This window comes from Photobacterium sp. J15 (assembly GCF_963870815.1).
Lineage (GTDB): Bacteria > Pseudomonadota > Gammaproteobacteria > Enterobacterales > Vibrionaceae > Photobacterium > Photobacterium marinum.
Genome location: NZ_CAWMUI010000002.1, coordinates 1,762,410 through 1,776,201 on the forward strand (window position 1 = coordinate 1,762,410; position 13,792 = coordinate 1,776,201).

General features: G+C 47.4%; 15 protein-coding genes. 3 read left to right on the top strand and 12 right to left on the bottom strand.

What is annotated here, in order from left to right; all coding sequences use genetic code 11:
- Nucleotides 1–9: 9 nt before the first annotated feature.
- From AACQ93_RS24725 to AACQ93_RS24740, 4 genes are all read right to left on the bottom strand, one after another.
- Nucleotides 10–993: an ABC transporter permease gene (locus tag AACQ93_RS24725; RefSeq protein WP_064609556.1), complete on the bottom strand. Its 984-nt coding sequence runs from the start codon at nt 991–993 to the stop codon at nt 10–12.
- Nucleotides 990–1,748: an ATP-binding cassette domain-containing protein gene (locus tag AACQ93_RS24730; RefSeq protein WP_064609557.1), complete on the bottom strand. Its 759-nt coding sequence runs from the start codon at nt 1,746–1,748 to the stop codon at nt 990–992. Before AACQ93_RS24730 ends, AACQ93_RS24725 begins: the two co-directional genes overlap by 4 nt.
- Complete coding sequence (locus AACQ93_RS24735) at nt 1,748–2,761, bottom strand: sugar ABC transporter substrate-binding protein (RefSeq protein ID WP_064609558.1); 1,014 nt, start codon at nt 2,759–2,761, stop codon at nt 1,748–1,750. Before AACQ93_RS24735 ends, AACQ93_RS24730 begins: the two co-directional genes overlap by 1 nt.
- 223 nt (nt 2,762–2,984) lie before the next feature.
- The gene (locus AACQ93_RS24740; RefSeq protein WP_064609559.1) at nt 2,985–3,917 is read right to left on the bottom strand and encodes a LysR family transcriptional regulator; all 933 of its coding nucleotides are present in this window, start codon (nt 3,915–3,917) and stop codon (nt 2,985–2,987) included.
- Between the two features lie 248 nt (nt 3,918–4,165).
- On the opposite strand from AACQ93_RS24740, the gene AACQ93_RS24745 reads away from it, so the two are divergent.
- Together AACQ93_RS24745 and AACQ93_RS24750 are read left to right on the top strand one after the other, a co-directional pair.
- The gene (locus tag AACQ93_RS24745; protein ID WP_064609560.1) at nt 4,166–4,726 is read left to right on the top strand and encodes a cyclase family protein; all 561 of its coding nucleotides are present in this window, start codon (nt 4,166–4,168) and stop codon (nt 4,724–4,726) included.
- 24 nt (nt 4,727–4,750) lie between these two features.
- Nucleotides 4,751–5,524, top strand: coding sequence for a hypothetical protein (locus AACQ93_RS24750; protein ID WP_064609561.1), 774 nt, complete (start codon nt 4,751–4,753; stop codon nt 5,522–5,524).
- A gap of 84 nt (nt 5,525–5,608) precedes the next feature.
- On the opposite strand, the gene AACQ93_RS24755 is transcribed toward AACQ93_RS24750, so the two are convergent.
- The 4 genes from AACQ93_RS24755 to AACQ93_RS24770 all read right to left on the bottom strand — a co-directional run bounded on the left by AACQ93_RS24755 (nt 5,609) and on the right by AACQ93_RS24770 (nt 9,056).
- Entirely contained in the window at nt 5,609–6,001 is a 393-nt protein-coding gene (locus AACQ93_RS24755; RefSeq protein WP_007463339.1) for a glycine zipper family protein, read from the bottom strand.
- Nucleotides 6,002–6,337: 336 nt separating this feature from the next.
- Nucleotides 6,338–7,660: an ATP-binding protein gene (locus tag AACQ93_RS24760; protein WP_064609562.1), complete on the bottom strand. Its 1,323-nt coding sequence runs from the start codon at nt 7,658–7,660 to the stop codon at nt 6,338–6,340.
- Between the two features lie 9 nt (nt 7,661–7,669).
- Nucleotides 7,670–8,401 carry a response regulator gene (locus AACQ93_RS24765; RefSeq protein ID WP_064609563.1) on the bottom strand — a complete coding sequence of 244 codons (732 nt, stop codon included), beginning with the start codon at nt 8,399–8,401 and terminating at the stop codon, nt 7,670–7,672.
- 169 nt (nt 8,402–8,570) lie between these two features.
- Complete coding sequence (locus AACQ93_RS24770; RefSeq protein WP_064609564.1) at nt 8,571–9,056, bottom strand: WbuC family cupin fold metalloprotein; 486 nt, start codon at nt 9,054–9,056, stop codon at nt 8,571–8,573.
- 130 nt (nt 9,057–9,186) lie between these two features.
- Between AACQ93_RS24770 and AACQ93_RS24775 the strand changes: the two genes are divergently transcribed.
- On the top strand, nt 9,187–9,816 hold the full coding sequence (locus AACQ93_RS24775) for a hypothetical protein (protein ID WP_064609565.1): 630 nt from the start codon (nt 9,187–9,189) through the stop codon (nt 9,814–9,816).
- A gap of 64 nt (nt 9,817–9,880) precedes the next feature.
- Here AACQ93_RS24775 and AACQ93_RS24780 read toward each other — a convergent pair whose 3' ends face one another.
- The 4 genes from AACQ93_RS24780 to AACQ93_RS24795 all read right to left on the bottom strand — a co-directional run bounded on the left by AACQ93_RS24780 (nt 9,881) and on the right by AACQ93_RS24795 (nt 13,569).
- Nucleotides 9,881–10,573, bottom strand: coding sequence for a DUF4336 domain-containing protein (locus AACQ93_RS24780; RefSeq protein WP_064609566.1), 693 nt, complete (start codon nt 10,571–10,573; stop codon nt 9,881–9,883).
- Between the two features lie 139 nt (nt 10,574–10,712).
- Nucleotides 10,713–11,129 (bottom strand): VOC family protein, encoded by a 417-nt coding sequence (locus AACQ93_RS24785; protein WP_064609567.1) that lies wholly within the window; start codon nt 11,127–11,129, stop codon nt 10,713–10,715.
- Between the two features lie 502 nt (nt 11,130–11,631).
- Nucleotides 11,632–12,885 (bottom strand): L-2-hydroxyglutarate oxidase, encoded by a 1,254-nt coding sequence (gene lhgO / locus AACQ93_RS24790; protein WP_064609568.1) that lies wholly within the window; start codon nt 12,883–12,885, stop codon nt 11,632–11,634.
- Between the two features lie 42 nt (nt 12,886–12,927).
- On the bottom strand, nt 12,928–13,569 hold the full coding sequence (locus AACQ93_RS24795) for an HAD family hydrolase (protein WP_064609569.1): 642 nt from the start codon (nt 13,567–13,569) through the stop codon (nt 12,928–12,930).
- Between the last annotated feature and the right edge of the window lie 223 nt (nt 13,570–13,792).

Consider the following 13,792-nt stretch of genomic DNA (forward strand, 5'->3'; position numbering starts at 1 on the left):
AGCAAATCCTCAGGAAAGCAAACGTCGCCACGATCCCATATGCTGCTTCAGCAGCATACTGTGAACCATAAGCGAAACCAAAATAGTGATACCGTAAATAAGCCGGGTCCAGAAACCAGCCAGACCGGCGCTGATAATACCCGCTTCAAGAATGCCGATAATGCATGCACCGAACAGCGTTCCCATGAGCGTACCTCGACCACCGAGTACCGACGTCCCCCCGATGAAAACCGAGGCAAACACCAGCAACATGTAACCCTGTCCCTGATTCGGCCACCAACTGCTCATTTCCAGGCTGACAAAAACCCCGACCAGCGCAGACATTCCCCCCATCAGCATAAACAGCAACATGCGGGTTCTTTTGACCGGTACACCCATAACCTGCGAAGCCTTCGGGTTATCACCGATAAAGTTGATATTATCGCCGAACACATGATGAGAAAGCAGAGACCATAGCAGAGCCAGAATCAGCAACGCCCACAGCACCTGCGCCGGAATAACATCAGCAATCCGCCCGACCATAACGGAGTGCAGCCAGGTTTCACGCACCTGCGGAATGCTCAGAGCAACGCCGTCGGCCAGCACAGTTGTCAGGCCGCCCAAGAAAAACAGCGTGCCGATGGTGGCAATGATTGATGGGATACGAAAGTAAACCGCCAACACACCATTCAGCATTCCACATACCAGACCTGCGGCAACGGCACAGCCCAACGCCAATAAAGGCGAACCGGTTGACTCAAACGTGACAGCGAAAACATAACCGCCCAAAGCGACAACAGCCGGAAAGCTCATATCGATTTCACGGGCAATCACCAACAGGGTCAAAGCTAATGCCAGCATGGCAGTAAAGGGAATGGTCGACATGAAGGAGATATAAATACGACCATGAAGAAACGTTTCCGGACTAAACGCAGTAAAAATGCTCCATAGAGCAACCAGGATAAGAGCTGTCAGCACCGGAACCCGGTGACGTGAGACAAAATGATGATTCATAATGCCCCCTGTCCGACAGCATCCAGCAATGCCTGCTGCAACGATGACCGGGTCATTGCGGATTTGCGGTACTGAGCCACAATCTTGCCACGATCCATTACTACAAACCGATCAGCAACTCGGTAGGCATCGTTCATATTATGGGTGATCAATAAACAGGCTCTGCCCTGTTCACGAAGCTGCTCGACAAAGCTGAGCACCTTTTCAACTTCTCCGACAGAAAGCGCAGTAGTTGGCTCATCCAGAATCACCACCCGGGCATCAAACAGCATTGCGCGGCCAATCGCCAGCCCCTGACGCTCGCCTCCCGACAGCAAGCTGACCGGCGCTTCAATATTGGCACCGACCCCGCGAAAATCGAGCGTCTTCAATAAACGGGCGGCACGGCGGCGCTCTTCCCGGTGATCAATAAAACCAAAGCGATTACGGAGATGACGCCCGACAAACAGGTTACGCCATACACTCTGCTGCTCACCGAGGGAACCGGACTGATAAACGGTTTCTATCCCTAATCGTCGAGCCTGCTGTACCGAATACCGGCTGGCTGGCACCTGTTTACCACTAATGCGTAATTCGCCATGATCAATGTGTTCGGCCCCGGCAATCAATTTAATAAGGGTTGATTTTCCGGCTCCGTTATCGCCAAGCAGGGCACAAACTTCGCCAGAATGAAGGGAAAAGTGAATATCTTTCAACGCATGAACCGGGCCGAACCATTTGTTCAGCCCGTTCAATTCAAGTACCGGCAAATCCATTAACGGATGCCTTTTGCTGCCAGCGGTGCAATGAAGTTAATGTTGTCGCGACTGACAAACCCGGCACCGGTATTGATATCCAGACCGGAAAAACCATAGCGCTTACTCAGCACAACCTGAACCACTGACAGGTATCCCATCAGATATGGCTGGCTGTCAGCAACTAACTGGACGTAACCAGTTTTGATCGCATCCGCGGTCGCTGGCGACAAACTGAAACCAGCCACATACAGCTCCTGTGGACGCACGCCGGCATTACGCAGGAAGTTCCCCATCTGCGCAGTCAGCGCACCATGATCGACCATGATCAGTTTCACATCCTGATGGCGAGCCAGGTAAGCAGTGATCACATTGCTTCCTAGTGACGGATCTTTATCGGTTTCCGGTGAGATCTGCAGAAAATCGACCTTGATACCCGCATTTTCCAGCGTCGAGATCAATCCTCGGGTTGAATCACTGCGCTCAGCGATATCTTTGATGCCCCAAACCATGGCACGATCTCCCGGCTTGAACTGGCCCCGTCTCAACGCCTCATTAGCTAGCGAAATACCGCGGGCTGCATTGCTGACACCGACATAACCAAAACCGGCACTTTGGTCCTTGTTCATGACAGCCGGTAATGCCGTATCCACTGACGTTACCTGGATACCTTTACTGAATGCTTCGTCCACCAGCGGAGAATAAGCACTGTCCCCCGGATGACCCATCACCACGATCCCGGTCGGCTTAGCCGCCAGTGCCTGCTTAAAATTCTCGACCATCTTCTGCGGTTGCCAGTCAGAATACATAACACGCAAATCAACCCCGAGATCTTCGGCCGCCTGAGTAGCCCCATTCTGCACCACGGTCGCATAAGGACCACCAACAGGCCCTCCGACATCAAACCATACCGACATGTCTTTACCGGACTGAGCGGCCATCGCATCAGTCATCCCCAATGTCGCAACAGCAGACAATAACAAGGCGCAAGCCGAGCTCCGTTTTCGACGGGTTAAAACGCTACCGAGATTCATTATGCTAATACTCCCAACTGGCATAAATACTAATTGCGCATGATACTCCAGAGTTGGCCTTTTAAAATCAAAATAAAGTTTTGTTTTTGAGTGTTTGATAAATGGGGAGTTGTCAAAATATGAGCTTGCTCTCAAATGTCAGACAAAAAAGCCCGCGCCATTATTTGGAGCGGGCTTTTTTACGAACAAAATTAAATATTACCAGCTAGTTACGAGTAATAAACTAGCTGCGAACTTCACCATTCACATTGCCGATGATAAGTTCTCGTAACCAGCGGTGGCCGGGATCATGTTCAAAATGATTGTGCCAAAGCAGAACATAGTTCCCCGGAACCACATCCACCGGCACATCACGAGTGATCAGATCAAAATGCTTTGTCATTTTTGCCGCATAACGGGCCGGAGCCGAGAGAATAAGATCACATCGCTCACAAAGGCTCATTGCGCTGTAAAAATCAGTCATGTTAACCGCGATATCACGACATAATCCATCAAGAGCCAACACTTCATCAAGCAGCCACCTGTCGATCCCGCCGAATGTCACCTGAAGGTGCCGATATTTCAGGAATGCCGCCAGATTCCACTCTTCCTTTAGCAAAGGGTGATCTTTCCTGAACAAGCAAACCGGATAGTCACGCACCAGTTCGACATAATTCAAATCCTGGGGAATATTTTTGACATGCAATGGCGAACGCTCATCCCACTCACGGCTGCAAATCGCCATATCAATTTCGCACTTAAGCAACTTCTCCTTGCTTTCGTGATTCCAGGTCTGGCTGTTCAGGCTGACATGAGGTGCCTGACTGAGCATAGATGGCATGAAAAAAGGATAAGTCAGCGAATAAGCCGTTTCTACCAGATGGATCCTGAACTCACGAGTACTCTGTGCTGGCTCAAAAGCCTCAGGGCGGGTAAATTGCTCCAACCGCTGCAAGATCTGATGCAGCTCAGGCGCTAGCTGTTTTGCCCGTGGCGTCGGGCGCAGCCCATGTGCAGTACGCTCAAACAAAGGGTCATCAAAAGTTTCCCGCAATTTCGCCAGCTGTTTACTGACAGCCGACTGGCTGAGGTACAACCGCGACGCAGCCGCAGTCACACTTTGCTCTTCCAGCAAAACTTCCAGTACTTTAAGCAAGTTATAGTCGAAATGATTCAAAAGCTTACAACCTGATAATTAACGCCGGCCACTGTTAGCCAACAAGCCAATAATTCTCATTATATTAAGCTGTTTCAGTAAGTTATTAAAATTCATCTCATCAATCTATTTCTCATAACAGCGAAAATATGCTGAATATCAGGCACCCCTGATGACGTCCTATTTTTGATGTTTTTAGTTCTTATGTTTGTAATGGTCAAATCTATTCCTCCCTACAATAGCGGCATCACTCAAAGGGAGACTTAACTATGACAAAAACACCAATCAGCATCGAAATCACCGAATCTCACCCGGCATACCAATGGGCAAAACGCCAGTCTGATTCCGTGAATGCAATGGGACACATCGGCACCCATATTGACTGTTACACCACAACGCCGGAACAACACCAATACAACCCGGATACTGTCATGCTCGATTGCTCTGATGCCATGCCGGACATCAAAGCCGTTTCAGCACTGCCACTGAAAGGTAAAGCGCTGGTGCTTTACACTGCCAACCTTGAGAAGAACGGTTATGGCAATGACGCATATGGCAAACAAGACACCGCCCTGCATAGCGATGTCCTTGATGCCATTCTGGAACAAAGTCCGGCTTTTATTGTTATCGACAGTTACGGCATCGGCTCCCATGGCGAACAGCACAGGAACTTTGATGAGCTTTGCGAGCAACACAACTGCTTTGTCATTGAAAACGTTGCCCTCACTCATGCCATGATGGATACATTGACCGCACTGGAAATCGAGTTCGACACCACATCAGCGTCAACCGGCAAGCGCTGTGAAGTTATCGCCGTACTCAATGAATGAGCCGATTGCACAGGAGAATCAAGAATGAAGACTAACTGTAGAATTAAATCCGTCTCCGGGCTCAATCGCACAACTATAAAAGTCATACTGAAACCGGTAACCCCATTTTCATTTCGAGCCGGACAGTACCTTAATCTATGTGTCGATGGTAACCCGCCTCTTACGCTCTCAATCGCCAGTGCTCCAGCATTGAGAGAAACGGACGAACCTCAAGACATTGAGGTCCATATTGGTGGCGTAAACACTGATGAAGTACAAAGCTATTTAAGTAATCGTAGCAACCTGACAACAGAAAACAGCTTAGCCAACGCCCAAGTACAAGCTCTTCTTGATGCCTGGCAATCTAAGGAAAATATCCTTATCGAAGGGCCATTTGGCCATGCCTGGCTGAGAGAAAATTCAGCACCACTCGTTCTGATTGCTGGCGGCTCCGGCTATACCTATATCCGTAGCTTGTTACTGCGAGAACTGTGCAGAGACAACCAGCGTCCGGTTACCCTTTACTGGGGAGCTCGGACACCTGCAGACCTGTACCATGATGAAGAGCTGCTAACTTTAGCCGAAAAGCACAGCAGGCTTAGCTATATTTCTGTGGCGGAAGAGATTGCTGGTAGCTTTAGCGGAAAAAGAGGACGTTTACTGGATATAGTTTATGACGACAACCTGTTCTACCAACAGACTGAAATTTACCTTTGCGGCCGCTATGAGATGGTGCAAAGTGCCTTTCATCATATGACGCAAAATTTCGCTATCCCAGCTAAAAACATCTATTCAGATGCCCTGCCAACAGGCAAGTAAAATAAATACAGAAAGCCCGCATAATCAAACTATACGGGCTTTATCTTTCGACTTGATACCTGTCAGACAGTCGCCAATGCGTGATTACTTATCTAGGTCGTAGACAACATATCCCTTGTTATCCAGACAACGACGAAGTACTTTGGCCTGAACATCTGTTGCATCATTGGCACCGGACAATGCACCTGCACCCCCACCAATTGCGCCACCTGCAACAGCGCCGACAGCAGCACCGCCCAGACCATCATCCAGACCACCAGCAATCGCACCAATCAGAGCCCCGCTTACAGCACCGTTCTGTGCTTCAACCTTCGCCGACTCCTTCTTATCAACTTTCTCTGCATAGGCCTGGCAGTAAGCAAAATCCTGTTCATACTGAGCAGGATCCACATTGGTCATATCAACAACCGGTTTTTGCTGGTAAGCACAAGCAGATAATAAAGTGGCCAGAGTGGCAGTAACCAAAAGCTTTTTCATGGAATGATCTCTCTATTTCTTATGGGGAGCAGGAACATGTTCCGGCTAACCAGAGTTACCAAACTCTCATCCAGCCAATTGGTCCCTGTCACAACAATGTTTTTAATCTGGAGACAAATGTACACCGTTTTATTGTTACTGCCTATCTGATCTCTGTACGCTTTTGTACAGAGTAAGCATCTACGATTACAAAAGAATACAAAGTGACTTAACCGGGAGATTACATCGGCTAAGATGCCAACCAGCTTTGTCCCGTCGATATTTATCAGGCGCAAAAAAAGGTGCTCCGGATCTATCCGAAACACCTTGTTTATTTCGCTATCGACTTTGAACGCCTTACTGTGCTGTAGTTTCTGCTGTCAGTAATTCATCTGATGGCTCAGTTGGAAGAATCAGAGTAAAGCGTGCGCCGCCGGTATCACTTTCACCGATCTCAAGCTGCCCCTGATGGCGGGCGACAATCTGAGAGACAATCGCCAACCCCAACCCATGACCGCCGGAGGCCCGATCCCGCGCGGTACCGACCCGATAAAACGGCTCAAGAATTCTGGCGCGCTCTTGTTCCGGTATACCGATACCATCATCATCAATCAGGATAGTAAGCCGTTGCTCATCGCAAGAAACCCGAACATCAATCCGCTGTTCAGCATAGCGAAATGCATTACGGATAATATTCGAAACCGCTCGTTTGAGCTGATATTCATCCAGGCAGGCCACAAGCCGAGTATCACACTCCAACTCAATATGTTTATCCGTATCCCGCTGGCAATCTGACACCAGTTTACTCAGCCAATCCGATACCGGCTGGGTCGACAGATTCAACGGAATCGCAGAGCGCTCCAGTTTGGCAAAATACAATAACTCTTCAATGAGCTGCTCCAGCTCAGCCATGTCATCAGTGATCCCGGCGACATACCGATTCTGCTCCTCGCTCATCCCAGAATCTTCCATCATTTCCAACTGGCATTGAACACGGAAAACTGGTGTTCTAAGTTCATGGGCTACCGCATTGGTCAGTTGCTTATGACTGGTGATCAAACCTGAGATTTTATCTGCCATCTGATTAAAGCTGCTGTTCAGGCGACCAAGGCGCATTCCAGCTTTTTCTGACGCCCGCACCGAAAAATCACCATCAGCGAAGGCCAGTGTAACGCGCTCAAGAGCCCGAAAACGCCGGGCCAGGAACGCCATCATAAGAATGCAGTAGATAGCAAAGCTGGTACAGACGAAAGCCCACAGCAGATCCGACTCAAAATCTAATTTTTCCCAAATCGGAAAGCTGAGGTCAGGTGCCAACAAATAAATCTGCTTAAGGTTGCCGTACACAACGTAATAGCTGTATTCATCATCAAATGAAACCGCGCCATGATTTTTGATCTCATTAACGATTTCCGGGCTCAGCGTCGGACTATCCCAACTTATAGGAGTTACACTCAAAAGATTATTGCTGGCATAGTCAGCGAACATTTCATCCGCTCGCTTCTGTCCCTGAACTTCGGCTATTTCATCCAACAACCTCATCGCGCCATGAACATGACGGACTTCAACCTCCAGCTCATAATCGGGCGTATAAACCTCGGTGTAATAGACATAACTGACAATACAGAGGAAGAAAAAGGTCACGACACCGATAAAAAACTCCAAAAACAGTCTTTTCATCAGCAAGCTCTACCATCGGTCCGGAACGAACAGATACCCCTTACCACGAACCGTAATGATCTTGCGTGGTAAGGACGGGTTATCATTGAGCTTCTTTCGCAGCGATACCACCTTGTTGTCGATGGTACGATCCAGGCCATCGTACTCAATGCCACGGGTACTCTTAACCAGAAACTCCCGTGACAACACTTCATCTGGTCGTGAAGCCAGCAACCACAGCAGATCAAATTCACTATCGGTCAAGCTCACAACACTATCATCCAGAGAACAAACCTTTCTCCGACTGTTGAGGTAAAGTCCACCATGACGGCATTCAAATTCTGAATCTGACTGTTCACGATTATCAACCGACGAATCATCCTGACCTTGCACTGGCATCCCACCACCACGACGCAAAAGCATCCGGATTCTGGCCAGCAATACTCTCGGTTTAATCGGCTTATTTACAAAGTCGTCGGCACCGATTTCCAGCCCGGCGACATGGTCGATATCATCATCACTGGCTGTGAGCATCAGGATCTTACCTGATACCTTTGGCCTGACATTACGACAAATCGTCAGCCCGTCCACTCCAGGCAGCATTAAATCAAGCACCACCAAATCAGGTTGATGTTCTACGATGATATCTGTCGCCAGACTTCCGTCAGAAACCGTTATCACTTCAAACTGCTGTTGTCGCAAATAATGTGCGAGCAACTCGCATAGCTTTAAGTCATCCTCTACCAGAACGATCTTTGTCATACCTCTCCATCCCCCAAAAATAAAACACCGTTCACAACCAGGCGCGCCTATTACACAGAGAAACCACAAGGATATCAAGCTCTAGACAGAAATAGCTATGAGGTATAGCAAACCACACTATGTTTGCACCAAATTGAAACAAATAAGCGAAAATAATCTTTTCGTTCATTTAGTTATATTTATCATTCACTTGAGCCACTTCAACCCACTTAATAAAGTTCACTATACCTTTATCATTTTCTTCAGGAGCCCATTGAGCAAACTCAACAACATCTGAAGGGTTGTAAGGACCTGGCTTTATCTCCAAAATGACAGAATCTTCGTCCAATGGCAGAACCATATGCCATGTTTTGGGTTTCATTTCCGCCCCAAAAGCAAAGTCCTTTTCAGATAAAATAATTCGTTCTTTAATTACACCATCTCGATCGAAAATGAGTAGTAGTGATTTACCTCTAACACCAACTAACATTTCCCACTTGTTAGGCTGAGGGTGCATATGAGGCCTAACGTAAGTACCAGAAGCCAAACCAATCAACATTCTTTGAACAGGGTCTGTAAAATCCGAATGGATAGAGAAATGACTTCTTTTTCGAGGGCTTTCTTGCGCTTTAAGAACTAACTCATCCAATAGCTCTTTATCTATAACTCTATACATCGTTATCACTCATCAAACTAAGGCTATATAAACAATAAGCTGGCATGAAACAGCAAAAGCTCCTTTAGTCCCAATCCCCACACTAATCTAAAACAAACAGTACCCTCTTAATGAATTAGCTCAAACTACTTTGGAAAAACACTGGTCACTTGACCAGACTGGTGTCTGCACCTGTAATAAAACCTACATCCATGCAGCTAAAGCCAAACATCTGATGACAGATCTGATATCAAAACGCACCAAACCGTTACTCATGATATTTCTGGCAACCCTGGTTCTCTTTACGCTATCGGACAGCGAAAAGTCACAAAGCCAGGTCGAACAACTGTTGCTGCCTTTGATCGGCTGCTGGGAAGGAGAAGCGTTAAAAACACCCAGGGGAGCTCTGCCCTATCCGGTCTGTTTCAAACGCCTTGACGACGGGACGCTTTATGGTCTGGCAAAGCTGAACGTCTCTGACCATCATTGGTACTTTTACCTGAACAATAAAAAAAGCAGGCTGCGTTTCATGTCAACTTTTGCCGATAACCTCAAGCCGGTAAACCTGCCAGCTACAAAGCTACAGGCAAGGCATATTGAGTTTTCCACCGCGCCTTTTTCCAATGAGCACGCCTCCCAGCTTCATATTGCCATAGATAAAGTGCACAAAGGGTATTTGTTTACCATGACGCTACAAGGTGTGGAACATGTCATTATTAGGCTGGCAGAGAAAATACCGATGAAGGGGTCCACGACAAAAACACGTGAGGCACAAAATTGAAGAGCCGGTGAAACACCGGCTCTTAGCAAATAGACGACTTATTTATACGTGGTTAACAGGTAGCTTACTTGAGAAAGCGTGCACAAATATCACTGAAGACTGATTTTGCATTATCTTCAATAATATCGCCGTGAGTCACAATGATCCTCTCAAAATCCCACTCCTGCACATGGCGAATAAAATTACAGAACTTGGGTTTATCCTTAATCATGTATCCGATCTTAAGCGGCGGAGCAACGCAGGAACCTTTGAAGCCTATCGGCTGGAAAACATATTTAGTCATCAGCCCAGCAAAACCTGTTGGCACCTTATCAGGATAATTCTGGATCAGATCAGTAACGATCAAAGAACGTGTCTTTTTATGCAGAAAAACCGTTTCATTGAACATAGGAACCGAAGGCATCGTCTCCCACGCCATATCCGCTTCCCAAGGATTCTCCATCCCTCTTTGCAGGATATGATAATTCGATAGCGGCACTTTCCTCGGAATTCCGGCGCTGACATAAGCATCAGCTTCCGGATAAGCTTCACACCAGTCCTGCAACCATAGGTTATGCGCATTACTGGCAGCCACAATGCATTCAACTTTGCCTATTTCATCAATCTCGCGTTTCAGCTCGGGCGTTATCGCCGTCGGAGAGTGAACCCACACGCCACCGGATGATAGCTTAACTATCGTCATCCGAAGCCCGAGGCGGGTTCCCATCATATTCATTGAATCATCATGAACCCAAAGATCGTCACCGATTTTTCGCATGCTTATCCTCGTTAGCTACCTGAATCTATTCAGTTATATTGCCAGAGGCTTCCACTTTCGCATGTACCCGGGATCACAGAACACAGTGGAAGAGCAATGAAAACAATGATCGTGCTCTCATCACCATAAAGAAGCTTAATTAACGCTCAGCCATAGGATGACTTGGACTTAGCTCCAGCAAATCCCACAAGTTACCGTAAAGGTCTTCAAATACAGCAACAATTCCGTAGTCTTGCTCTTTGGGTTCACGGACAAACCGGATCCCTTCAGCTTTCATTCTGTTATAGTCACGCCAGAAATCATCTGTACGCAGGAACAAAAATACCCGTCCTCCGGCCTGGTTACCGATAAATGCTTCTTGCTCAGGCTTTGATGCCCTGGCCAACAAAATCCCGGCGCTATCTGAACCCGGCGGAGCCACCACTACCCAACGCTTATCCTGCTCCGGCTGATACGTATCTTCGATCAACTCGAACTTCAGTTTATTGGTGTAAAAATCGATAGCCTCATCGTAATCTTTCACCACAAGTGCGATTTGGAACAAAGATTGTTTCACGTTTTCTCCTGATAGTTTTTTATTTAGAACTGGCTTTCGATAAACAATTAACACTGTAAATCGAAATCATGCCAGGCTTAAAGCGCAACTTCTTTACCGCCAATCCACAGAGTGACTGAATCGCCGGATTTACGCAGCTGCACTTCAACACTGTCATAATTTTCCGGCAAAGCTTTATCATTCCATTTCAAAACACCGTCACTCAATTCAACCTTGTCATCGCCGAGGCTGATTGAACCTTCCGAACCAGTAAACCCACAAATAGCTGAACTCTGACCATTTTCAGTCTTAGAAGATGAGGTTGTTGAACCATTAGAAGAGACAGCACAACTGTTACCGGAAGAAGATCAGCTCCAGCTAGCAGAGTGAGCGGCAAAACTAGCGGCTAAAAGTACCGCACAAACAAGCTTATTCATTTTATTCCCTTTAAATACACATCCTACTGATAAGCTTGCCATTATGACTCAGGCTTGCCCGGCGCTCCAGTACGACAAATTCATATTCACAACACTGCTATATTTTCTTTGGTTTGGTCAATCCGCTGCTTTTTCTCAACCTTAGTGCAGATATACTCACCAATGGGAATTGCCGATGTCGCCGCTGGTGACGGCGCATTACAGACATGAAGGCTGCGCGGACTTTCTGCAAACAAGAAGTCATGAACCAGGGTGCCATCTCTCAGCACAGCTTGCGCCCGAACGCCAGCCGGATAAGGAAGCAAGTCCCTGTGCGTAATTTGCGGGCAATATTTTTTGACCAACTTGAGATAGCCCGGCTTCCACAAGGAGTTCTTCCACTCCATAATGCCGGTTTTCAGGTGATTAAGATTCACTTTCCAGAAGCCACTGAAAGAAAACATCTCCCGAATATCGACCAGACTGATATTAACCCTGCCATACCCTTCCCTTTTCCAACCTTGTACCGCATTCGGCCCGACTGTCACTGAACCATTTATCATTCGGGTAAGATGAACGCCAAGAAATGGTAAATCTGGATCCGGAATCGGATAAATAAGGTGATTCACTATGTGGTTGTATTTTTCCGGCAGGCGATAATATTCGCCGCGATATGGAATGATCTGAAAGTCGGTTTTTATGCCCTGCATCCTGGCTACCCTGTCGGCCATCAACCCAGAGCAAGAAACTAGAAAGCGGCATGAAAATATGAGCTTCCCGCCTCCCTCATCGTTACGGGCAGTAACAACAATTTGTTCCTCTGTTTCTTCCAAAGCTGTCACTTCAGCCCCCAGCATCACAGTTCCGCCCGCCGAGATAAACTCTTCGGCCATTTTTTCCGTCACCAGACGGAAATCGACGATACTGGTTGCCTTAACAAAAATGGCCCCCAAACCTTCAATATTGGGCTCTCTTTTGTTCAGTTCAGCCTGACTGAGCAACTCAGTATCAATACCATTCTCACCGCAACGCTGATAGAGTGCCTGCATCCGTTCCAGCTCAACCGTATTCGTCGCAACCAACAACTTGCCACAATTTTCTACCGCAATATTATGCTGATGACAAAACCGCTTCGTCGCTTTCGCACCAGCCTTACAAAATTCGGCTTTCAGACTTCCCGGTTCGTAATATACCCCGGCGTGAATCACACCACTGTTGTGGCCGGTTTGATGACGAGATAAACCCGCTTCCTTCTCCAGTAGCAGTACCTTTTTGTCCGGGTGGCGTTGCTGCAACTGCCACGCAGTCGACACACCAACTATCCCGCCGCCGATAATGATGTAATCGTAGATGTCTTCCATAGTTACCACTCCTTTGATAACACACCTGATCCAGTTCAGGCATTAAAGGAACTGCTTCACCTCAGTCAGACTGGCAATAACAGCCGTCGCCCTTTCAGCAACATCGGCATCAGGCCCCAGCAGATCCGGGATCATCACCGCATGGCAGCCGGCATTCAACCCAGCACGCATACCATTGTTAGAATCTTCCAACACAAGACAATGAACCGGATCGATATCCAACTGCTCACAAGCCATACGGTAACAATCCGGGGCCGGTTTACCATTTTCTACTTTTTCAGCAGTAATGATGGTATTGAAATATTGCAGATAATCCGAACCGGCAAAGTGGTGTTCAACCTGAGGCAAAGCTGACGAAGTAACCAATGCACATTGCAGCGATCGTCCTTTAAGCTCGGAAAATATATCTTCAAATCCGGCTTTAAATTTCACACCTTTTTTCCGTTCGGCCTCCAGCATGGCATCCCGCACCAGCCTGAAGCGGGCCATATCCAACCGCTCACCAAACGCATCAACCAAGAGCTGCTCACATTGAACATCCTGAGTACCGATAAAACGCTGATAGTAATCATCGGTGAGCACTAACCCCTGTTCGCTAACCGCATTCTGCCAACTCGTTTTACATATGCCTTCGGTATCAAAAATCAGTCCGTCCATATCAAACAACACAGCTTTAATCTTCATAGGTCACTCACTTGTCTGTAATCCAATCAACGTTAACAACTTCAATGACCATCACCGAGTTACTCCCTGACTTCAATACCCATTCGCACCAATACCACCGCAAATGAATAAAACTGTCGGCGGCATCTCACTGCTTACTGCTATGAAAAACCAGATTACAAAAAACGCCCTGAGGGTATACCAGGGCGTTGATTGAGCATCACAAATAAAAACCACAAAGCCT

Excerpts from the sequence above, each read along its gene's own strand:
- AACQ93_RS24760 (WP_064609562.1), bottom strand. The coding sequence starts at position 7,660 with ATGAAAAGACTGTTTTTGGAGTTTTTTATCGGTGTCGTGACCTTTTTC.
- AACQ93_RS24795 (WP_064609569.1), bottom strand. The coding sequence starts at position 13,569 with ATGAAGATTAAAGCTGTGTTGTTTGATATGGACGGACTGATTTTTGAT.
- AACQ93_RS24745 (WP_064609560.1), top strand. The coding sequence starts at position 4,166 with ATGACAAAAACACCAATCAGCATCGAAATCACCGAATCTCACCCGGCA.
- AACQ93_RS24735 (WP_064609558.1), bottom strand. The coding sequence starts at position 2,761 with ATGAATCTCGGTAGCGTTTTAACCCGTCGAAAACGGAGCTCGGCTTGC.
- AACQ93_RS24730 (WP_064609557.1), bottom strand. The coding sequence starts at position 1,748 with ATGGATTTGCCGGTACTTGAATTGAACGGGCTGAACAAATGGTTCGGC.
- AACQ93_RS24725 (WP_064609556.1), bottom strand. The coding sequence starts at position 993 with ATGAATCATCATTTTGTCTCACGTCACCGGGTTCCGGTGCTGACAGCT.
- lhgO (WP_064609568.1), bottom strand. The coding sequence starts at position 12,885 with ATGGAAGACATCTACGATTACATCATTATCGGCGGCGGGATAGTTGGT.
- AACQ93_RS24780 (WP_064609566.1), bottom strand. The coding sequence starts at position 10,573 with ATGCGAAAAATCGGTGACGATCTTTGGGTTCATGATGATTCAATGAAT.
- AACQ93_RS24750 (WP_064609561.1), top strand. The coding sequence starts at position 4,751 with ATGAAGACTAACTGTAGAATTAAATCCGTCTCCGGGCTCAATCGCACA.
- AACQ93_RS24755 (WP_007463339.1), bottom strand. The coding sequence starts at position 6,001 with ATGAAAAAGCTTTTGGTTACTGCCACTCTGGCCACTTTATTATCTGCT.
- AACQ93_RS24770 (WP_064609564.1), bottom strand. The coding sequence starts at position 9,056 with ATGTATAGAGTTATAGATAAAGAGCTATTGGATGAGTTAGTTCTTAAA.
- AACQ93_RS24765 (WP_064609563.1), bottom strand. The coding sequence starts at position 8,401 with ATGACAAAGATCGTTCTGGTAGAGGATGACTTAAAGCTATGCGAGTTG.